This window comes from Streptomyces sp. MNU76, assembly GCF_020982545.1.
Lineage (GTDB): Bacteria > Actinomycetota > Actinomycetes > Streptomycetales > Streptomycetaceae > Streptomyces.
Window position 1 is genome coordinate 1 of record NZ_JAJKLK010000024.1, and the last position, 18,932, is coordinate 18,932.

Consider the following 18,932-nt stretch of genomic DNA (forward strand, 5'->3'; position numbering starts at 1 on the left):
AGCACCATCGACAGCGAGAAACGCTGGGCCGACGCCCGCCGCCTGCTCAGCGACGACACACTGCCGACCCCGGACCGCGTCGCGGGACTGCTGCTGATCCTCTACGCGCAGAAGGTCGCCACCATCAGCCAACTCACCGTCAGGGACGTGAACATCGACGGCGACACCGTCGCGATCGCGTTCGGCACATCGCCGGTCGTTCTCCCCGCACCGCTGGCCAGCCTGGTCCGCGATCTCGTCGCGACCCGCCGCGGCAAGGCCAAGATCGGCACGCCCGACGACGTCCCCTGGCTGTTTCCGGGTGGCCATCCGGGCGCCTCTCACCGACAGCCAGATCGGCAAGCGCCTTCACCGCATCGGAGTCCGGCCCAAACAGGACCGATCCACCGCGCTGTTCACCCTCGCCACCGAAGTCCCCGCAGCGATCCTCGCCCGCATGCTCGGCGTCCACATCAAAGTCGCCGTCCAGTGGCAGCAAGCATCAGGTGGGGACTGGGCCGCCTACGCTGCCGACGTCAGCCAACGCAGACGCACACGTTGATCAGACTCGGGCACACTGCGCTGATGAACGCTGATCCCGCCGCCTCCCCGCAGGAACAGGCCATCCGCCACGTCGCCTCGCTGTCGTCCGGGGCCCCGGTCGACCCCACGCTGCGGGTAACCCTGAACTTTCACCCCGACCGCACAGTGCGCGGTCGGCCGATCCTGCTCGCGTTGGCCGAGGACGGCACCTATCACTCGCAGTTCGTCACAGGCACCAGCAACGGCGGCCTGACGCCGCACCCCGGCGGTGACCGATGGCGTTGGGAGAGCCGGATCTTCGGAGGCGCCTATGACCACACACCCGCACACGAGCGACCTGTCTACGGCGCGTTGAACTTCCGGCGCAAGCCGCTCGGCGGGGCGCCTCGGTTCGGCTCCGCGCACCTTCGGCTGACTGCCGAGACCCTCACCCGAGCCACGTTCTGCTACCCGGACAGCTTCTTCGGACCAACGGCCTTCGGAGTTGCGGCCAGCTTTTCCCTCGTGGAGCTGGCTGAGAACGACGGCCAGGACGCACTCGACGACTACATCGAGGCACAGGTGCACGGCCCACTCATACTGGCCCGCGACGTCGAGGCACTCGTCCTAGACCCGAGCTATCGGGGAACGGATGTGGAAAGGGCCGCCTGCCGCCTGCCATGTCGGCTCGACTGGCACCCGGGACTACGACTCACCGTCGAAGAACTCGCACGCCACCCGGACTACCGCGGCCAGGAGTACGTCGACCTGGGCACGGAGATTGCCGTCGACGGCTACCTCAATCCCCGGATCATCGGTGACGCCGCACGCACCGGACGCCATGACCAACAGGCGCTCAAGAAAGTGTGGCACTGCCTGGCACGCTTCGGAACATCCGAGGAACGCAACGCGTGATCAGGCATGCATTCGGACAGTTCCAATACCCGACTGCACCATTAGACCGCCCCGGTGGGGCCCAGTCGGTGCTGATGGCCGAATTCGGCCAAGAGGAGCGAGAGCACAAGACGCGCGTCGCCCTCGACGCATTCCACGACTACCAGAACGGTATCCGGCCTGCGGGGCCCGGCGCCAGCGACCTCCTGGACTTCTTCGCGTTCGTCGACGGACAGCTGGATTCCTCCGGGGCGCCGAACATCAAGCGCAGCGACCAGGAGGTGACGAACCTGCTCGCCAAGCGGGCAAAGACTCTGCATCTGGGGCCGGCGAACTACTGCTGGTTCCTCGATCCGTCCAAGGCCCTGTGCCTCAAGCTCGCCGGGCCCCACGCCCGTGGGGCGACGGAACCCCTGATCGGGATGTGTGATTCGGCGCGCTGTCCCCAGGCCACCCACCATGCCGGGCACCGCCCGGTGTGGGCAGCCAGCGCGGAGAGCAAGAAGGTCTTCATCGCTACCATCGGGCGCGCGCAGCGGACGGAGAAGGCCCGGCTGACTACGGAACTCGCCCGCGATGAACGGGTGTTGTCCGAGATCGACGCCGCTGCCGGAATGGGGGCATGACGTGGCCCGCATCAGCGACGAAGCTCGACGGGACAACGAGGCGGCCATTCGGCACGTCATGGAGCGGCTCCTGGCCGGCGAGGTTCCCGCGGGTTGCAAGTGCGACATCAAGACCCTCGCGGCGCAGGCCGGGGTCGCCCGCACCGGCTTCTATCCCAAGAGGAACCGCGACGGCTCACCGCGGCCCGGCCCCTACCAACACCTGGCGGAGGAGTTCGAGCGCCGGCTGGCCGAGCTTCGGGAAACGGGGGTGATCCCGGACCCGCGGGCTGCGCAGGTCGAGCGCCTCAAGGATCAGGTCTCCGGACTGAAGGAGCGCCTCGCCGCGCGTGACGCGCAGATCGACGGTCTCACCGACTTCAGGGAGCGGGCTCTGTCGCAGATCGCCGCCCAGCGGATGGAGATCGAGCGACTTCGCGATACCTTGGCCGCGCCGTCGAATGTCCGGGCCCTGCCGAACAGTTCCAGACCGAGCGCGCCGTACGGATCGTGTAGCTGACTGCCTCCTCTGGCCTCGGGTCCTGCGTAGCTTGCGACGCTTGGGGTGGGGCGCGCGGCGAAGACTGCCGGGCACCCCGCCCCCGCGTTGCCGAGTGATCTCCTCGCCTTGGAATAAGGGCGCGCACCTTGTCCAAGGCGATCCCGAACTCTCCTGTCCCCCCAGCACGTAGGGCCGATAGCAGGATCAACGATGCGGACGGGTAGCGAGCGTGAGGAGAGCGGCGGCTGCCGACACAGCGGCGAGCAGCACGAAGAGGTGCGGATATCCGCCCAGTGGTCCGGCAAGGGCTGCGCCAGCGAACGGGGCGAGGGCGCTCGCGATGGTGGCGGGGGCCGCGAGGACGGCGGAGAGGCTGCCGTAGTGGGTGGTGCCCCAGCGGTCGGTGACGGCGGTGGCCTGGAGGAGAGTGAGGTTGCCTCGGACGACTCCGGCCAGGACGGCGAGCAGGATCAGAAGCGGGATCGGGCCGGAGGTGAGGCCGAGTGCCAGTGTGGTGATTCCTCCGGCGGCGATCAGGGCCATGGTGCGTGTCGTGACGCCCGTGCGGCGGGTGAGGGTCGCGTAGAGGGTGCGGCCGAGGGTTTGGCCGGCGCCCCCAAGTCCCAGTGCCCAGGCGGCCGTCGTCGCGTCCGCGCCGCGTGCGGTCAGCAGTGGAACGAGGCCGATGACGACGGCGTACAAGGCGAACCCGGACAGCGTGAAGGCGGAGGCCAGGAGGAGAAAGGGGCGGCTTCGGGCGATCCCGTCGCGGCCCTCGTGCAGGTGCGCGGGCTGGGGAGGAGGCGCGGGCCAGGGGCGCGCAGAGCGAGGGCGTGGGCGGGGATGGTGATGGCGGCGAGCATCGCCGCGAGCACGGCGTATGTCGCACGCCAGCTCATGTGATCGGCCAGGGCCGCGGTCAACGGGGCAAAGACCGTGGAGGCCAGACCCCCAGCCAAGGTGACCGTCGTCAGGGCGCGGATCCTGTCCGGGCCCCACCAGCGGGTCAGCGCCGCGAAGGCGGGCTGGTAGAAGGTGGCGGCCATGGCCAAGCCGGCGAGGAGCCAGGCGGCGAAGAAGCCCGTCAGGTTCGGGGCGGCGGCAACGGCGAGTACAGCCACCGTGGCGAGGATCGAACCGAAGGTCATCACCGCGTGCGGGCCGCGCCGGTCGAGGATCCGGCCCACCGGAATTCCGGTGGCTGCGGAGACCAGCAGAGCGGCGGAGAACGCGGCCGTGGTGGCGGTCGTCGACCAGCCGGTGTCGGCGGTGATGCGGGCGTTGAGGACCGGGAAGGCGTAGTAGACGATTCCCCAGCTGGTGATCTGGGTCGCGCAGAGGGCGGGCAGGGCGGCGCGAGGCCGCGACCGGTCCCCGGTTCCGGTCGCGGCCCGGCTGGTGTGAAGGTCGGTCATCCGCCGGCGGTCAGCAGCAGCCAGTCGCGGCGACCGGTTCGTTCGCGCCGGTGTCGGCCGGGGCCGGGCTGGCGCAGCAGGTGCTGTCCTGCTGCTTGGCCAGGGTGTCGGCGTCGGCCTTGACGACGTACACCTCCCAGGGTTCCTGGCCGGGTCCGTGGACCCAGACCTTGTCCTGGAGGGCGTAGCAGCAGGTGGTGTCGTTCTCCACGTCCGTGGCCATGCCTGCCTCGGCCAGCCGGGCCGTGGCCGCGTGCACGGCTTCGGTGGAGTCGACCTCGACGCCCAGGTGGTCCATGCGGGTGTCCTCGCCTGCGGTGCCTTCGATGAGGACGAGCTTGAGCGGGGGCTCGGCGATGGCGAAGTTGGCGTAGCCGTCGCGGAGTTTGGCGGGCTCGGTGCCGAAGAGCTTGGTGTAGAAGGCGATGGACGCGGCGAGGTCAGGGACGCGGAGGGCGAGCTGTACGCGGGACATGACGAACCTCCTTGGGTGGGTGTGGAGTTCAGCAGCCGCCGGAAGTCGTGACCGGGGCGCCGATGCCGATCTGGAGGGTGGCGGGGGCGGCGCAGCAGCCGCCACCGGACTGCTCCGCGTTCTCCGGCTCGTCGAACAGGCCCGCGCCGCCGCACACTCCCGTCTCGGGGAGAGTCAGCTCGACGCGTTCGGCGGCCTCCTGGTCCCCGGCGAGCGCGGCGGTGATGGAGCGGACCTGCTCGTAGCCGGTCATGGCGAGGAACGTGGGGGCGCGGCCGTAGGACTTCATGCCGACCAGGTAGACGCCCTGCTCCGGGTGGGAAAGTTCGTTCACGCCGTGCGGGTAGACCGTGCCGCAGGAGTGCACGTTCGGGTCGATCAGCGGTGCCAGCGCGGTCGGCGCCTGGAGGCGTTCGTCCAGGCCGAGGCGGATCTCGGAGAAAAAAGAAGGGTCGGGGCGGAAACCGGTGAGCGCGATGACCTCGTCGACCGGGTCGAGGCGGCGGCCGTCCTCGGCGATCAGGACCAGGCGGCCGTCGGTGCCACGCTCGACGGCCTCGGTGCGGAAACCGGTGGCTGCGGAGGCGTGCCCTTCCTCGACGGCGGCCTTGGCGCGCAGTCCGAGCGCGCCGCGGGCGGGGAGCTCATCGGCCTCACCGCCGCCGTACGTGCTCGCGCCGATGCTCCGGCGCAGGATCCACACCGCGTGCGTGCCCTTTTCCTCCGTGGCCAGGTCGGCCAGGTACGCGAGGGCGGTGAAGGCGGAGGCTCCGGAGCCGACGACCGCGGTGCGCTTGCCGGCGTAACGGGCGCGTACGGCCGGGTCCTTGAGGTCGGGGACGCGGTAGGAGATGTGCTCGGCGGCTGTCTTCTCGCCGAGGGCGGGCAGGCCGTCGGCGCCGATCGGGCTGGGCAGGGACCAGGTGCCGGAGGCGTCGATGACGGCGCGGGCGGTGATCCGCTCCTCGCGGCCGTCCGCCGCCTGGATGTGCACGGTGAAGGGCTGCTCATCGCGGCCGGAGTCGACGATGCGGTCCCGGCCCGCGCGGGCGACGCCTGTCACCGTCGTACCGAAGCGGACCGTGTTGCCGAGCACGTCGGCCAGCGGCTGCAGGTACTGCTCGGCCCAGTCGCCGCCGGTCGGGTAGGTGGAGGCGTCGGGGCGGACCCAGCCGGTCGGGGCGAGGAGCTTCTCGGCGGCGGGGTCGATGACCTCGGCCCAGGTGGAGAACAGCCGTACGTGCGACCAGTCACGGACGGCGCTGCCCGCGGCCGGACCGGCCTCCAGGACCAGGGGTTCGAGGCCGCGCTCGACGAGGCGGGCGGCGGCGGCCAGGCCGACCGGGCCGGCTCCGATGACCACGACGGGCAGCTGGTCGGTGGTGGACGCGTTCACGAGGTTCCCCTTTGCTTCGACATCTGTCGATCCCTTGCGCGGCCAGCATGCCACCTGATTCGATAAGCGTCAACATAGACATCTATCGAAACTGGAGATCGAATATGGAACACGCCGATGTGGCCGTCATCGGGGGCGGGCAGTCCGGACTGGCCGCCGCGCACGCTCTGCGCGAGCGGGGGCTGGAGCCGGTGGTCCTGGAGGCGTCGGAGCGGGCGGCCGGATCCTGGCCGCGCTACTACGACAGCCTCACCCTGTTCTCTCCGGCCCAGTGCAGCTCCCTGCCGGGGATGCCCTTCGGCGGAGCGCCGGACCGCTACCCGCACCGCGACGAGGTCGTCGCCTATCTGCTGCGGTACGCCGCCCGGTTGGACGCCGACATCCGCACCCGGACTCGGATCCATGAAGTCCGCTCCGACGGGGACGGCTTCACGCTCAGCGTGGAGGGCGGCGGACAGTTGTCCGTCCCTGCGGTGGTCGCGGCGTCCGGCACCTTCGGCCGCCCCTGCCGCCCACCGCTGCCGGGACTGGAGGACTTCACCGGCGTCGTGCTGCACGCCGCCGACTACCGCGCACCCGAGTCGTTCGCCGGACAGCGCGTAGTGGTGGTCGGTGCGGGGAACTCCGCGGTGCAGATCGCTGCCGAACTCGCCGTCCACGCGCGCGTGACGCTCGCGGCGCGCCACCCCGTGCGGTTCGCCCGGCAGCTCACACTGGGCCGGGACCTGCACTGGTGGCTGAAGCGCACCGGGATCGACACCCTGCCCGTCGGCCGGTTTCTGCGCACGCCGCCTGCCCAGCTGGTCATCGACGACGGCCGTTACCGCTCCGCCGTCGCGGCCGGCACCCCGGACCGGCGCCCGCTGTTCACTGGCATCGACGCCGCCAAGGTGACCTGGGCGGACGGCAGCACCGAGGAGGTCGACACCATCGTGCTGGCCACTGGCTACCGGCCCGACCTCGGCTATCTCGCCCCGCTCGGCGCGCTCGACCAAGGCGGGCACCCACTCCACCGGGAGGGCGCCTCGACGGTCCATCCCGGGCTGGCGTACGTCGGACTGGAGTGGCAGCGCAGCCTGTCCTCGAACTCCCTGCGCGGCGTCGGCCGGGACGCGAACCGGGTCGCCCGCCGCCTGGCCGCACACCTGCGCCGCCACTGAGACCTCGGCACCTGGCCCCACTGGTTCGACATGTGTCAACATAGACAGATGTCGAACGCCAAGCTACTGCCGCTGCTGGAGACCGACGCCCCTGAGCTCGTGGTGCCGTGCTGCCCGCCGCTGACCGAGCGGACCTTCACCGCCGAGGAGGCGGAGCGGACCGCGCGGATGTTCAAGGCGCTCGGCGATCCGGTCCGTCTGCGGCTGTTCTCGGCGGTGGCCTCGCACGAGGGCGGCGAGGCATGCGTGTGCGACATCTCCGACGTCGGCGTCTCCCAGCCGACCGTCTCCCACCACCTGAAGAAGCTCAAGGAGGCCGGGCTGCTCACCTCCGAGCGGCGCGGCACCTGGGTGTACTACCGGGTCGAGCCGTCCGTGGTGGCCGCCATGGCTCAGTTGCTCACGGCCCGCTAGTCCGACGGTCCACGACACCTCTGCGGCATCCGTACGAGGGGAACACGTCGGCAGACGTTCGCATGCGTGTCGCCACACCGAGCCCCACATAGGCAAGCATCTATGTCTTGATGGGTGGGGCCCGCATACGGTGCCGGGCAGGTCGTCGGCGTCGCGCGGCCACCCGTGCGCTTTCGAAGGGTGCCGAAAAGGGGGCCACGGGTGCATCGTCGACGCGAGGACCGCGCGAGAATGCTGGCGGTCGGCGCTGCCACGGCGGCGGCTGCGACCGCGGTCGGCGGCGCACTGTGGATGTGGGCCGGCGGTGACCTCGGCCGGGCCGGTGGCGGCAGCCCTGCGGCCGGGGCCACGTCGTTCGGCCCACGGATCGACTGCGCGCAGGAGGGGCAGCTGCCCGGTTCCGGGGCAACGGCGCAGTACAGCGCGATGCGGTGGTGGATCGAGGAGTACCAGTGGGCGTGCCCGGGGGCGCAGGTCGCCTACAAACCGCTCAGCTCCGGCGGCGGAGTCGCCCAGTTCATGCAGGGCGTGACAGCGTTCGGAAGCACGGACGGCGCGCTGACGCCCGACGAGGTCGAGCAGTCGAGGGACGTCTGCCCCGGCGGGCGCGGCATCGACCTGCCGATGGCGGGCGGCGCCATCGCGATCGGCTACAACCTCCCCGGCGTCGACGACCTGGTGCTCGACGCCCCGGTCCTGGCGAAGATCTTCGACTCCAGGATCGAGCGGTGGGACGCCCCCGCCATACGGAAGCTGAATCCGCGCGCCGATCTGCCCGATCTGCCCATCCACGCGGTCCATCGCTTGGATGCCTCTGGTACCACGGAGAACTTCAGCGCCTATCTCGCGGCATCGGCCCCGCGGCTGTGGCCCTACCCGGCTTCGAAGTCCTGGCAGGCCAGGGACGGTCACTCGGCACAGGGCCCGGAGGGCGTGGCGTCGCAGGTGGCGGCCACGAAGGGAGCGGTGGGCTACCTGGTGCTGCCCTCCGCCTCGGCTTCAGGGATCCCGACGGCCAGGATCGACACGGGGGCACGGGAGCCGGTCACTCCCAGCCCGAAGACCGCCTCGGCCGCCCTCGCCAGGGCTCAAGTGGTCGGCACGGGCAAGGACGTGACCCTGCGGTTCGACTACTCCACGCGCGACGCGGACACCTACCCGATCGTCCTGGTCACGTACGAGATCATGTGTGACAAGGGCAATCGGGCCGCGATCCTGCCGATCCTGAAGTCGTTTTTGGCCTACACCGCCGGTGAGGAAGGCCAGAAGGTTCTTCCCGCGCTCGATTACGCCCCGCTGCCGGAGCACATCGCCGCCCGGGTGCGAGCGACCATCCGCACCCTGTCCTGACGCCCTGCCCACCAGGCGTCAGCCGCCCACGAGTTGGGCGATCTCGCGCGCCGCGTCGCGGGCCGGCCGGCCGACGCCGACGAGGGTGGCGGAGGCGGGGCCGGTCCAGTCGCCGTAGCCGAGCAGGTGCAGGCGCGGTTCGTCGAGCGTCCGGGTGCCGTCGGTCGCGATGTGGCCTCGCCTGCCCCGCAGCCGCAGTGGCGCCAGGTGGGAGAGGGCGGGCCGGAACCCGGTGCACCAGATGATCGCGTCCGCCTGCGCGCGGGTGCCGTCGGCCCATTCGACGCCGCCGGGGACGATGCGGGCGAACATCGGCGCGGCCTTGAGCAGTCCACGCTCTCGCGCCTGCCGTACGGGCGGTACGGCGACGATGTCGCCGAGCGAAGCCACGCCGCCGGTGTCCGTGCGCCCCGCGTCGAGTGCGCGGCGGCGAGCGGTGGCCGCGTCGAAAAGGGCGCGGCCGTCGATGTCGTCGGCCAGGAAGCGCGGCGGGCGTTGGGTGACCCACGTCAGCTCGGTGTCGTGGGCGAGGTCGGCGGCGATCTGGGCGCCGGAGTTGCCGCCCCCGACAACGAGCACACGATCACCCGCGACCTGCCGGGGCGCGCGGTACTCGGCGGCGTGCAGCTGCTGGCCGCCGAAGCCGGCACGGCCGGGTACGGCGGGCAGGAAGGGGCGCCACCAGGTCCCGGTGGCACTGATCACCGCCTGTGCCCGCCACCCGCCCGAATCGGTCTCCACCCGCAGGAGTGGACCGTCCCGGTGGATGCCCGCCACCCGCACCGGACGCTGGATGGGCAGCTCGTACCGCTTCTCGTAGTCGCGCAGGTACGACACCACGTGCGCCGCGTCCGGATACTCCTCGCCCTGCTGCGGCGGCATGAGCCGTCCCGGCAGCGAGGAGTACGCGGCCGGGGAGAACAGGTGCAGCGAATCCCAGGTGTGCTGCCAGGCGCCGCCCGGCGTGGCCCCCTCGTCGAGGATGACGAAGTCCAGAGCCTGGCGGCGCAGGTAGTAGCCGGCGGCGAGCCCTGACTGGCCGCCGCCGACCACCACTACCTGCGTGTGCCGGACGCTCGTCACGAGGTCCGGATGGTGCTCGCGGACTGGGGGCAGCACGCCGTGTGGGCCCGGTACGCCGCGGCGCAGGTCCCGCACAGCAGCCGCCGCACCGGCGGCTCGGTGACGACCGTTCGGGACACCGGCTTCGTGCAGCTCAGGAACTGCTGCGAGACCTCGGAGTGGACGGCGCAGACGGCGGCTCCGCACTGGCCGCAGATGCCGACCGCGGCGACCTGCGCGCCAATACCGGCGCAGTCCAGGCAGCTCACCGGGTGGCCTCCAGCGGCTCGGTGGTGCGAGCGGTGAACTTCTTGCGCCAGGCCAGCGACACGTACACGAGAGCGACCAGGACCGGGACCTCGATGAGCGGGCCGACGACGCCGGAGAGGGCCTGGCCCGAGGTGACGCCGAAGGTGGCGATGGCGACGGCGATGGCGAGTTCGAAGTTGTTGCCCGCCGCGGTGAAGGCGAGGGTCGCGGTGCGGTCGTACGCCAGGCCGATGACCTTGCCGAGCGCGAAGGTGCCGAACCACATGAGGGCGAAGTACACGAGCAGCGGCAGCGCGATACGGACCACGTCGAGCGGCTGCGAGGTGATCGTCTTGCCCTGCAGGGCGAAGAGGATGACGATCGTGAAGAGCAGGCCGTACAGCGCCCAGGGGCCGATCTTCGGCAGGAAGTTCGACTCGTAGCGGTCCCGGCCGAGCTTCTTCTCACCGATCCGGCGCGTCAGGAATCCGGCCAGCAGCGGGACCCCCAGGAAGATGACGACGTTCAGGGCGATCTTCCACATCGAGATGTCGAGGTGCTCACCGTCACCCAGGCCCAGCCAGCCCGGCAGCAGGTCGAGGTAGAGCCAGCCCAGCAGGCCGAACGCGATGACCTGGAAGACCGAGTTGAGGGCGACGAGAACGGCCGCTGCCTCACGGTCGCCGCATGCCAGGTCGTTCCAGATGATGACCATGGCGATGCAGCGGGCGAGCCCGACGATGATCAGGCCGGTGCGGTACTCGGGCAGGTCCGGGAGGAAGATCCAGGCCAGCGCGAACATGATGGCGGGGCCGACGATCCAGTTGATGACCAGCGAGGAGACCATCAGCTTCTTGTCGCCGGTGACGGCGTCGAGCTTGTCGTAGCGGACCTTGGCCAGGACCGGGTACATCATGATCAGCAGGCCGACGGCGATCGGCAGGGAGATGCCGCCGATCTCGACCTTGGCGAGGGCGTCGTTCAGGCCGGGGATGGCGCGGCCGAGGCCGAGGCCGAGGGCCATGGCGATCAGGATCCACACGGCGAGGAAGCGGTCCAGTGTGGAGAGCTTCGCGACGACCGAGGACTCCTCCACGGTCGCGGGTGTTTCGGCGCGGGTCACGGGCAGGCCCTCTTGTTCTCGTTTGCGGTACGGGCGGACTCGGCCAGGTCGGCGAACTGTCCGGCGAGCTTGGCGATGACGTCCGGGAGCAGCTTGTAGTACGTGTACCGGCCGCACGGCTCGGTCTCGACGACCCCGGCCTCGCGCAGCACTCTCAGGTGGTTGGAGAGGTTGGTCTGCCGGGCACCGGTCTCCTCCACCAAGTGGCTGGTGCACAGCGTTTCGCGAGCGAGCAGGGTCACGATTTGGAGCCTGAGCGGGTCGGCCAGAACCCGGATCAGGTCAGTGTCGACTGACGTCATCATGGGCTGATACTCTCACATCAGTGGTGGCTGACACCACCGGGTGCTGAGTTCACTTGCACCTGATGCCGTCGTGAGACAAGAGAGACCTCCTGATGTCCGACAAGCCCTCCGTGCTCTTCGTCTGTGTTCACAACGCCGGCCGTTCCCAGATGGCCGCCGCGTGGCTGACCCACCTGGCCGGGGACCGCGTCGAGGTACGCTCCGCCGGCTCAAACCCGGGCGCGGGCGTCAACCCGGCCGCCGTCGAGGCCATGCGCGAGGTCGGCATCGACATCTCCGCCGAGGTCCCGAAGATGCTGACCGTCGATGCCGTCAAGGAGTCCGACGTCTGCATCACCATGGGCTGCGGCGACACCTGCCCGGTCTTCCCCGGCAAGCGGTACCTGGACTGGACGCTGGAGGACCCGGCTGGCCAGGGCGTCGAGGCCGTACGTCCGATCCGTGACGAGATCAAGGTGCTGGTCGAGGGCCTGATCAAGGAGATCGCCCCGGAGCCCACAGCATGAGCACGAGCACGGACATCCGCAACGTCATCATCATCGGCTCCGGCCCCGCCGGATACACCGCCGCCCTCTACACCGCCCGCGCCTCGCTGAAGCCGCTGGTCTTCGAGGGCGCGGTCACGGCGGGCGGCGCGCTGGTGCAGACGACCGAGGTGGAGAACTTCCCCGGCTTCCGCGACGGCATCATGGGCCCGGACCTAATGGACAACATGCGGGCCCAGGCCGAACGCTTCGGCGCCGAACTCGTCCCCGACGACGTCATCTCGGTCGACCTCACCGGCGCCGTCAAGACCGTGACTGACAGCGCGGGCACCGTCCATCGCGCCAGGGCCGTGATCGTGGCGACCGGCTCGCAGCACCGCAAGCTGGGCCTGCCCGGCGAGGACGCGCTGTCGGGCCGAGGTGTGTCGTACTGCGCGACCTGCGACGGCTTCTTCTTCCGCGAGCACGACATCGTGGTGGTCGGCGGCGGCGACACAGCGATGGAGGAAGCCACCTTCCTCTCCCGGTTCGCCAAGTCGGTGACGGTCGTCCACCGCCGGGACACCCTGCGGGCCTCCAAGACCATGCAGGACCGCGCCTTCGCGGACCCGAAGATCTCCTTCGCCTTCCACCGCGAGGTCGCCGAGATCCACGAGGACGGCGGCAAGCTCGCCGGGCTCACTTTGCGCGACACCGTCACCGGCGAGACCTCCCGCCTCCCGGCCACCGGACTGTTCGTCGCCATCGGCCACGACCCGCGCACCGAACTGGTCACCGGCCAGCTCGACCTGGACGACGAGGGCTACCTCAAGGTCGCCTCCCCCTCCACCCGCACGAACATCCCCGGTGTCTTCGGCGCGGGCGACGTCGTCGACCACACCTACCGCCAGGCGATCACCGCGGCCGGATCCGGCTGCGCGGCGGCGCTGGACGCCGAGCGGCACCTCGCCGCGCTCGCCGACGCACCCGAAGCGGCTGCGGTCGTCGCCGCCGTCTGACGGCACCCGCCCCACCCCTTTACGAGGAGACCCGCATGGCCCTCAAGAACGTCACCGACGCCTCCTTCGCGCAGGACGTCCTGGGCAGCGACAAGCCCGTGCTCGTCGACTTCTGGGCGGCCTTGTGCGGACCGTGCCGCCAGCTCACCCCTTCGCTGGAGGCGATCGCGGCCGAGCACGGCGATGCCATCGAGATCGTCAAGCTCAACATCGACGAGAACCCGGACACCGCCGTGAAGTACGGCGTGATGTCGATCCCCACGATGAACGTCTACGTCGGCGGCGAGGTCGCCCAGACCATCGTCGGCGCCAAGCCGAAGGCCGCACTCGAGCGCGACCTCAAGCACTTCCTCGGCTGACCGCAGCTTCAAAGAAGAGGGCCTCTGCGGCCCCCTTCACGCCCCCACACCGGCATGCAACAGACTTGTCTGTCGCATGCCGAAGCGGCTGATCCCCTCACCATCGGGGCCGGCCCAGTTCACGAAGGAGCCATGAATGTCCGCTGTCGAGGTGTACGACCCGGCGATGTGCTGTTCCACCGGTGTTTGTGGGCCGTCGGTCGACCCGGCGCTGACCCAGTTCGCCGCTGACATCGAGTGGCTCGGCACTGCCGGTGTCGAGGTGAACCGCTTCGGGCTCTCCACTGATCCCGGCAGGTTCGTCGCGCAGTCCCAGGTGAGCTCGCTCCTGAAGGAGAAGGGCGACGACGCGCTGCCCGCCGTCCTCGTCGACGGCGTGGTGCGCTGCTCCGGCAGGTACCCCACCCGCGTGGAACTCGCCGAGTGGACCGGTGCGCCCACCGAGCGCCCTGGCCTCATGATGATCCAGGACTCCGGCGCCGACAGCGGCTGTGGCTGCGGCCCGGAGGGCTGCTGACATGACCCTCGCCGCACCGTCCATTGTTCTCGGTGGCCTGCGCGCCGCCGCGACGCCGTATCTGTTCTTCACCGGCAAGGGCGGTGTCGGCAAGACGTCGACCTCCTCGGCGGCCGCCGTCGGGCTGGCCGACGCCGACCGCAAGGTCCTCCTGGTCAGCACCGACCCGGCCTCCAACCTCAACGAGGTCCTGGGAGCCGAGGCCGGACAGGAGCCCACCCCCGTGCCCGGGGCGCCAGGGCTGTACGCGATGAACATCGACCCGGCCGCCGCCGCAGCGCAGTACCGCGAGAAGGTCGTCGGACCGTATCGAGCGGCCCTGCCAGCCTCGGCCATCGCCCAGATCGAGGAGCAGCTCTCCGGCGCATGCACCGTCGAGATCGCCGCCTTCAACGAGTTCGTCGCGCTGCTGACCGACCCGCAGATCGCGGCCCGGTTCGATCACGTCGTCTTCGACACCGCGCCGACCGGGCACACCATCCGGCTGCTCAGCCTGCCGGCCGCATGGTCCGACTTCCTGATCACCAACCCCGGCGGCGCCTCCTGCATCGGGCCGCTGGCCGAGCTGGGCGCCCAGCAGCAGCGGTACGCCCAGGCGATGGAGGCGCTCGCCGACCCGGCGCGCACCACCGTCGTCCTGGTCACCCGCCCCGATACCGGCCCCCTGGAGGAGGCCGGGCGCACTGCCTCGGAGTTGCGTGCCCTGGGTATCGGCCACCAGCGGCTGGTCATCAACGGCGTCTTCACCGCCGCGCGCCAGGACGACCCGCTGGCCGTCGCCTGGCAGCGGCGCGGAGAGGAGGCGTTGGCCCAACTGCCCTCCGGCCTGGCTGACATCACCGAGGTGGACCGGGTGCCGCTGCTGGCCGTCCCGCCCGTCGGGCTCTTTGCGCTGCGGGCCATGCTCGCCCCGCAGATGGCGGCCGAGCCGCTCACGGTTACGCACGTCCAGGGAGATGAGACCACGGGGCTCGGGCCGCTCATGGACGAGATCACTGACGGTGGCAACGGCCTGGTGATGACGATGGGCAAGGGCGGAGTCGGAAAGACCACCGTGGCCGCCGCGGTCGCCGCCGACCTCGCTCGCCGCGGGCACCCGGTCACGCTGACCACCACCGATCCGGCAGCCCATGTCGAGATGATCGCGGGCGCCGGGAGCGAGAACCTGCGGATCACCCGCATCGACCCCGCCGCCGAAACAGCGGCCTACACCGCCGCCGTGCTGGCACAGGCCGGTGCGAGCCTGGACGAGGACGCCCTCAGGCTGATGGCCGAGGACCTGGACTCCCCGTGCACCGAGGAGATCGCGGTCTTCTACGCCTTCGCCCGCACGGTGGCCGAAGCCGCCGACCGGTTCGTGGTGGTCGACACCGCCCCCACCGGACACACGCTTCTGCTGCTCGATGCGTCCAGGGGCTACCAGCGGCAGCTGTCCCAGCAGACGGGGCAGACGCCGCCCTCGGAAGCCATGGAGCTCCTGAACCGGCTGACCGATCCCGACTACACCCGGATTCTGCTGGTGACTCTGCCGGAGGCGACCCCGGTACACGAGGCCGCAGCCCTGCAGACCGACCTCGACCGGGCGGGCATCAAGCCATTCGCCTGGGTGGTGAACCAGAGCCTCGCCGTCGCCTCACCGCTCGACCCGCTCCTCGCGGCCAAGGCCGCCGCCGAGTGCCGCTACCTCAGCGAGGTCACCACCGAGCACGCCGAGCGCACGGTAGTCCTTCCCTGGACAGCGGCTCCGCCCATCGGCACCGAACGGCTGCTCGACCTGGCCGCAGGCATCCAATGATCCGGATCTGCGGGCCGGTGAAGTCGGACACCGGCCCGCAAGCCGTACGTGGTTTCACTACGCCGGCTCGCCACGTCAACTGATGGCTCGCCGTCCATGTGTCCTGAGCAGCGTCTCGACGCGGCCCCGACTCCGCGCGCCGCGCTCGCCCTTGCCGCCTCGCCGCACTTCGCGGGCGTCACGCTGGGCACCGGCGTAGCCAAGACGGTCGGCCCCAAAAGCTGCGGCTACACCCGGTCGAGGACCTGACTCGCCAGTGCTCCGGCCGACGGCTGCAGGATCGCGCGCACCCTGTTCAGGCCGTCGTAGTTGACCGAGTACCAGGACCAGGTGCCGCGGCGTTCGCGGTTCAAAAGGCCCGCCTCGGTCATGATCTTGAGGTGGTGACTGACGGTCGGCTGCCTAAAGCCCAGGCAGTCGGCCAGGTCGCACACGCAGGCTTCGCCAGCCGGTGCGCGTTCGATGATGCGGAAGATCTGTAGCCGCGTGGGGTCGGCGATGGCCTTGAGCATGAGGGCCAGGCGCTCGGCCTCGTCGCGCTCGATGAGCAGGCACGCGAGGCCGGGGCTACAGCTCTCAGCCGTCGCCTCGTCCGCTTCCTCAGCGGCGCTCAATTCAGTGATAGCCATCTATGCACCATAAGCGGGGGCCACGCGCCAACCGTGTGTTCGAAGCCACAGGGAGACCCTTGTTCACCAAGCGTTCACTTAGGTTGGCGTCTATCCAAGATATAGATAAGCACCTATTATCCGTGGTGGAAGCGGTGTTGGGAGCCGCAGACCGAGGAGCCGCCCCATGGATGAGCAAAGCCCTCTCGGCCGAGGCCGCCGAGCAGCACCGCCTCTGACGGACATCGACCCCGTACTCGAACGCATCACGGCCCGCCTCGCCGTACGCCACGGCAGGGCGTTCTCCCGTCAGACCGTGGAGCGGTATGTCGAGGAGTGCTCCTGGGTGCTATCCGCGAAGGCGCGTGTGGCCACCCACCTGCCGGTCCTGGTCGAGCGGTTCGCCGACCAGCGGCTCGGGGCCCTGGCCCGCGGCATGGGGCTGGCCCTGAAGCCGGTGCCCGAAGTGCTGTTCGTGTGCACGGAGAACGCGGGGCGTTCGCAGTTGGCCGCCGCGCTGCTGCGGCACCGGGCCGGGACCGGGATCCGGGTGCTGACGGCCGGTTCCGAGCCCGGCTCGGAGATCGCCCCGGTCGTACTCGCTCTGCTCGCCGAGCAGGGCATGAACGCGGACGAGGAGTTCCCCAAGCCGCTGACCCGCGAAGTCGTCACGGCCGCCGACGTCGTCGTCACGCTGGGCTGCGGCGACGCCTGCCCCGTCAGGCCCGGGCGCCGCTATCTGGACTGGGACCTGCCGGAGCTGGGCGGCCTGGACATCGAAAGCGCGCGAGCGGTACGGGACGGCCTCGCTACCCGCGTCGATGTACTGGTGGGTGAACTCTTGCCGACAAGGGTTCCCCGGCAGTGAGTTGCCCAGGTGAGGGGCGGTTTGTAGCGTCGTAAGCGCGCAGACCGTCACTTCCAGGAGGCCCTCCCGTGACCCGTGTGATCGCAGTCGGCGGCAGCGATGCCGGCATCAGTGCCGCCCTTCGCGCCCGGGAGCTCGACCCGGCCAGTGAGGTCACCGTGGTCGTGGCCGACGCCTACCCCAACTTCTCCATCTGCGGCATCCCCTACTACGTCTCCGGCGAGGTCACACCCTGGAGCAACCTTGCCCACCGCACCGCCGAGGACCTGGCGGCCACCGGCATGGACGTACGCATCAACACCCGGGCCACGCACATCGATTCGGCCGGGAAGCGGCTGACGGTAGTGGACGCGGACGGGCGCAGCGAGGAGCTGACGTACGACGCGCTGGTCGTGGGGACCGGTGCGGTCAGCGTCCTGCCGCCCATCGAAGGGCTGGCCGGTCTGGGGCCCAATCAGGGTGTGCATCTGCTGCACAGCATGGGCGACACCTTCGAGCTGGAGCGGAGCCTCGACGAGCGGCAGCCCGCCAACGCCGTGATCATCGGGGCCGGTTACATTGGCCTGGAGATGGCCGAGGCCCTGACCACGCGCGGGATCTCGGTCACGCAGATCGAGGCGCTGCCCGAGGTGCTGCCGACCGTCGACGGTGAACTCGGTGCGCTGGTACGGGATGAGCTGGTCGCGCACGGCGTCGACGTGCTGACCCGCACCACTGTCAAGGGCATCTTCCGTGGGGCCGGCGACCGGCTGCGGGTGGAGGCCACCGGCGCGGACGGCAGCCCCGTGACCCGCGAGACCGATCTCGTGCTGGTCGTGGTCGGCGTGCGCCCCGATACCGCCCTGGCCGCCGAGGCCGGTGCCGAACTCGGCTTCCGGGGCGCGATCGCGGTCGACGAGCGGATGCGTACGTCGCTGCCGGGCGTGTATGCCGCCGGGGACTGCGTCGTCACCCACCACCGGATGCTCGGCACGACCTGGCTGCCGCTGGGCACCACGGCGCACAAGCAGGGCCGTGCCGCGGGGGAGAACGCGCTTGGCGGCGACCGGCTCTTTGCCGGGAGTCTGGGCACGCAGGTGGTGAAGGTCTTCGACCTGGTGGCCGCGCGGACTGGGCTACGTGAGCACGAGGCCCTTGCGGCGGGCCGGGATTGGGTGCCGGTGACGACGGCCAGCGCCCCGGACGACCACAAGGCGTACTACCCGGGCGCCACTCCGATCGCGGCCCGCGTCACCGGGGATCGCGGCAGTGGGCTGCTGCTGGGCGCCCAGCTCGTGGGACGCCGTACTGCGGAGATCTCCAAGCGTGTCGACACGTACGCGACCGCGCTGTTCCACGGCATGAGCGTGGACGGCATCAGCGACCTCGACCTCTCCTACACGCCCCCGCTCGGCTCACCCTGGGACGCGGTCCAGGTGGCCACCCAGGCGTGGGTACGCGAGCACGGGCACAAGTGAACCGGTCGGCACAGGCGCCGAGTTGATCCGGCCGACGGGCGGCACCGCCAAGCAGCGCCCGTCGGCCGGAGTCTGTGAACGCGGCCCCGCGGTCAGGGGTCCGCGTCGGTGAGGCACAGGGAGATCAGCGTCCGCGCCTCGGCCAGGCTGCCCGCGGTGATGATCTCCATCAGGGTCCTCGGGTCGGTGGTGAAGGTCAGCAACCGCGTCTGGCCTGCGGGCAGGAACCGTACGCGGACCTTCGCCGCGTACCACCGCTTGCGGTGGCAGAGCGTGCCGACGGTGGGGATGTGGTGCCGCCCGTGGACGGCGCCCCACCGGGGGTAGCCGGTGGCCCAGGCCGGCAGGTCGATGTACGAGTCCTCCTCCGACCCTCCGGTCACGCCCCCGACGT

The 18,932-nt window shown here is 70.4% G+C and carries 23 protein-coding genes and 1 pseudogene; 14 read left to right on the top strand and 10 right to left on the bottom strand.

The window, feature by feature from the left end:
* Nucleotides 1-309, bottom strand: a 309-nt coding sequence (locus E4N62_RS38445; RefSeq protein WP_230222104.1) for a hypothetical protein, incomplete at its 3' end; no start/stop codon positions are given.
* On the opposite strand from E4N62_RS38445, the gene E4N62_RS38450 reads away from it, so the two are divergent.
* The 4 genes from E4N62_RS38450 to E4N62_RS38465 all read left to right on the top strand — a co-directional run bounded on the left by E4N62_RS38450 (nt 302) and on the right by E4N62_RS38465 (nt 2,520).
* Nucleotides 302-541 (top strand): hypothetical protein, encoded by a 240-nt coding sequence (locus tag E4N62_RS38450; RefSeq protein ID WP_230222107.1) that lies wholly within the window; start codon nt 302-304, stop codon nt 539-541. The genes E4N62_RS38445 and E4N62_RS38450 overlap by 8 nt on opposite strands.
* Before the next feature lie 23 nt (nt 542-564).
* On the top strand, nt 565-1,416 hold the full coding sequence (locus tag E4N62_RS38455) for a DUF3626 domain-containing protein (RefSeq protein WP_230213983.1): 852 nt from the start codon (nt 565-567) through the stop codon (nt 1,414-1,416).
* 68 nt (nt 1,417-1,484) lie between these two features.
* Nucleotides 1,485-2,021 (top strand): hypothetical protein, encoded by a 537-nt coding sequence (locus tag E4N62_RS38460; protein WP_230222109.1) that lies wholly within the window; start codon nt 1,485-1,487, stop codon nt 2,019-2,021.
* Nucleotide 2,022: 1 nt separating this feature from the next.
* Entirely contained in the window at nt 2,023-2,520 is a 498-nt protein-coding gene (locus E4N62_RS38465) for a hypothetical protein (RefSeq protein ID WP_230222112.1), read from the top strand.
* Between the two features lie 186 nt (nt 2,521-2,706).
* Here E4N62_RS38465 and E4N62_RS38470 read toward each other — a convergent pair.
* The 3 genes and pseudogenes from E4N62_RS38470 to E4N62_RS38480 all read right to left on the bottom strand — a co-directional run bounded on the left by E4N62_RS38470 (nt 2,707) and on the right by E4N62_RS38480 (nt 5,788).
* Nucleotides 2,707-3,917: pseudogene (locus tag E4N62_RS38470) on the bottom strand (MFS transporter).
* Between the two features lie 10 nt (nt 3,918-3,927).
* A complete protein-coding gene (locus E4N62_RS38475; protein WP_230222114.1) occupies nt 3,928-4,392 on the bottom strand; it encodes an ArsI/CadI family heavy metal resistance metalloenzyme in 465 nt (154 codons plus the stop codon).
* A 28-nt stretch (nt 4,393-4,420) separates the two neighbouring features.
* Complete coding sequence (locus E4N62_RS38480) at nt 4,421-5,788, bottom strand: NAD(P)-binding domain-containing protein (RefSeq protein WP_230222116.1); 1,368 nt, start codon at nt 5,786-5,788, stop codon at nt 4,421-4,423.
* Between the two features lie 104 nt (nt 5,789-5,892).
* On the opposite strand from E4N62_RS38480, the gene E4N62_RS38485 reads away from it, so the two are divergent.
* The 3 genes from E4N62_RS38485 (at nt 5,893) to pstS (ending at nt 8,712) form a co-directional block, all read left to right on the top strand.
* A complete protein-coding gene (locus E4N62_RS38485) occupies nt 5,893-6,948 on the top strand; it encodes an NAD(P)/FAD-dependent oxidoreductase (RefSeq protein WP_230222118.1) in 1,056 nt (351 codons plus the stop codon).
* A gap of 48 nt (nt 6,949-6,996) precedes the next feature.
* Nucleotides 6,997-7,362 (top strand): helix-turn-helix transcriptional regulator, encoded by a 366-nt coding sequence (locus tag E4N62_RS38490; protein WP_230222121.1) that lies wholly within the window; start codon nt 6,997-6,999, stop codon nt 7,360-7,362.
* A gap of 201 nt (nt 7,363-7,563) precedes the next feature.
* Nucleotides 7,564-8,712 carry a phosphate ABC transporter substrate-binding protein PstS gene (gene pstS / locus E4N62_RS38495; RefSeq protein ID WP_230222123.1) on the top strand — a complete coding sequence of 383 codons (1,149 nt, stop codon included), beginning with the start codon at nt 7,564-7,566 and terminating at the stop codon, nt 8,710-8,712.
* Nucleotides 8,713-8,730: 18 nt separating this feature from the next.
* Here pstS and E4N62_RS38500 read toward each other — a convergent pair whose 3' ends face one another.
* The 4 genes from E4N62_RS38500 to E4N62_RS38515 are packed head-to-tail and all read right to left on the bottom strand — an operon-like array spanning nt 8,731 to nt 11,451.
* Entirely contained in the window at nt 8,731-9,795 is a 1,065-nt protein-coding gene (locus E4N62_RS38500; protein WP_230222125.1) for an ArsO family NAD(P)H-dependent flavin-containing monooxygenase, read from the bottom strand.
* Nucleotides 9,792-10,043, bottom strand: a complete 252-nt coding sequence (locus E4N62_RS38505) for a DUF2180 family protein (protein WP_230222127.1) — start codon at nt 10,041-10,043, stop codon at nt 9,792-9,794. Before E4N62_RS38505 ends, E4N62_RS38500 begins: the two co-directional genes overlap by 4 nt.
* Nucleotides 10,040-11,146, bottom strand: coding sequence for an ACR3 family arsenite efflux transporter (arsB, locus tag E4N62_RS38510; RefSeq protein WP_308186120.1), 1,107 nt, complete (start codon nt 11,144-11,146; stop codon nt 10,040-10,042). The genes E4N62_RS38505 and arsB overlap by 4 nt, the downstream gene beginning before the upstream one ends.
* Complete coding sequence (locus E4N62_RS38515) at nt 11,143-11,451, bottom strand: helix-turn-helix transcriptional regulator (RefSeq protein ID WP_230215039.1); 309 nt, start codon at nt 11,449-11,451, stop codon at nt 11,143-11,145. Before E4N62_RS38515 ends, arsB begins: the two co-directional genes overlap by 4 nt.
* A gap of 92 nt (nt 11,452-11,543) precedes the next feature.
* On the opposite strand from E4N62_RS38515, the gene E4N62_RS38520 reads away from it, so the two are divergent.
* The 5 genes from E4N62_RS38520 to arsA all read left to right on the top strand — a co-directional run bounded on the left by E4N62_RS38520 (nt 11,544) and on the right by arsA (nt 15,605).
* Nucleotides 11,544-11,957, top strand: coding sequence for an arsenate reductase ArsC (locus tag E4N62_RS38520; RefSeq protein WP_230222130.1), 414 nt, complete (start codon nt 11,544-11,546; stop codon nt 11,955-11,957).
* Nucleotides 11,954-12,934, top strand: coding sequence for a thioredoxin-disulfide reductase (gene trxB, locus E4N62_RS38525; RefSeq protein ID WP_230222132.1), 981 nt, complete (start codon nt 11,954-11,956; stop codon nt 12,932-12,934). Before E4N62_RS38520 ends, trxB begins: the two co-directional genes overlap by 4 nt.
* A 35-nt stretch (nt 12,935-12,969) precedes the next feature.
* Nucleotides 12,970-13,293, top strand: coding sequence for a thioredoxin (gene trxA, locus E4N62_RS38530; RefSeq protein ID WP_230222134.1), 324 nt, complete (start codon nt 12,970-12,972; stop codon nt 13,291-13,293).
* 136 nt (nt 13,294-13,429) lie between these two features.
* Nucleotides 13,430-13,810 carry an arsenite efflux transporter metallochaperone ArsD gene (gene arsD, locus E4N62_RS38535; RefSeq protein WP_230222136.1) on the top strand — a complete coding sequence of 127 codons (381 nt, stop codon included), beginning with the start codon at nt 13,430-13,432 and terminating at the stop codon, nt 13,808-13,810.
* 1 nt (nt 13,811) lies between these two features.
* Nucleotides 13,812-15,605 (top strand): arsenical pump-driving ATPase, encoded by a 1,794-nt coding sequence (gene arsA, locus E4N62_RS38540; protein ID WP_230222138.1) that lies wholly within the window; start codon nt 13,812-13,814, stop codon nt 15,603-15,605.
* Nucleotides 15,606-15,832: 227 nt separating this feature from the next.
* Here the strand turns inward: arsA and E4N62_RS38545 are convergent, their stop codons facing one another.
* Nucleotides 15,833-16,234, bottom strand: a complete 402-nt coding sequence (locus E4N62_RS38545) for a helix-turn-helix transcriptional regulator (protein WP_230222140.1) — start codon at nt 16,232-16,234, stop codon at nt 15,833-15,835.
* A gap of 166 nt (nt 16,235-16,400) precedes the next feature.
* On the opposite strand from E4N62_RS38545, the gene E4N62_RS38550 reads away from it, so the two are divergent.
* Together E4N62_RS38550 and E4N62_RS48940 are read left to right on the top strand one after the other, a co-directional pair.
* A complete protein-coding gene (locus E4N62_RS38550; RefSeq protein ID WP_230222142.1) occupies nt 16,401-17,081 on the top strand; it encodes a three-helix bundle dimerization domain-containing protein in 681 nt (226 codons plus the stop codon).
* Nucleotides 17,082-17,149: 68 nt separating this feature from the next.
* Nucleotides 17,150-18,538: an FAD-dependent oxidoreductase gene (locus E4N62_RS48940; RefSeq protein ID WP_230222144.1), complete on the top strand. Its 1,389-nt coding sequence runs from the start codon at nt 17,150-17,152 to the stop codon at nt 18,536-18,538.
* A 92-nt stretch (nt 18,539-18,630) separates the two neighbouring features.
* Here E4N62_RS48940 and E4N62_RS38560 read toward each other — a convergent pair whose 3' ends face one another.
* Nucleotides 18,631-18,921 (bottom strand): hypothetical protein, encoded by a 291-nt coding sequence (locus E4N62_RS38560; RefSeq protein WP_230222147.1) that lies wholly within the window; start codon nt 18,919-18,921, stop codon nt 18,631-18,633.
* Nucleotides 18,922-18,932: the final 11 nt, after the last annotated feature.

What these genes read in the sequence shown, in the direction of transcription:
- E4N62_RS38515 (WP_230215039.1), bottom strand. Translation starts at nt 11,451, where the DNA reads ATGATGACGTCAGTCGACACTGACCTGATCCGGGTTCTGGCCGACCCG.
- E4N62_RS38545 (WP_230222140.1), bottom strand. Translation starts at nt 16,234, where the DNA reads ATGGCTATCACTGAATTGAGCGCCGCTGAGGAAGCGGACGAGGCGACG.
- trxA (WP_230222134.1), top strand. Translation starts at nt 12,970, where the DNA reads ATGGCCCTCAAGAACGTCACCGACGCCTCCTTCGCGCAGGACGTCCTG.
- arsA (WP_230222138.1), top strand. Translation starts at nt 13,812, where the DNA reads ATGACCCTCGCCGCACCGTCCATTGTTCTCGGTGGCCTGCGCGCCGCC.
- E4N62_RS38485 (WP_230222118.1), top strand. Translation starts at nt 5,893, where the DNA reads ATGGAACACGCCGATGTGGCCGTCATCGGGGGCGGGCAGTCCGGACTG.
- trxB (WP_230222132.1), top strand. Translation starts at nt 11,954, where the DNA reads ATGAGCACGAGCACGGACATCCGCAACGTCATCATCATCGGCTCCGGC.
- arsD (WP_230222136.1), top strand. Translation starts at nt 13,430, where the DNA reads ATGTCCGCTGTCGAGGTGTACGACCCGGCGATGTGCTGTTCCACCGGT.
- E4N62_RS38455 (WP_230213983.1), top strand. Translation starts at nt 565, where the DNA reads ATGAACGCTGATCCCGCCGCCTCCCCGCAGGAACAGGCCATCCGCCAC.
- E4N62_RS38490 (WP_230222121.1), top strand. Translation starts at nt 6,997, where the DNA reads ATGTCGAACGCCAAGCTACTGCCGCTGCTGGAGACCGACGCCCCTGAG.
- E4N62_RS38550 (WP_230222142.1), top strand. Translation starts at nt 16,401, where the DNA reads ATGGATGAGCAAAGCCCTCTCGGCCGAGGCCGCCGAGCAGCACCGCCT.
- E4N62_RS38520 (WP_230222130.1), top strand. Translation starts at nt 11,544, where the DNA reads ATGTCCGACAAGCCCTCCGTGCTCTTCGTCTGTGTTCACAACGCCGGC.
- E4N62_RS38475 (WP_230222114.1), bottom strand. Translation starts at nt 4,392, where the DNA reads ATGTCCCGCGTACAGCTCGCCCTCCGCGTCCCTGACCTCGCCGCGTCC.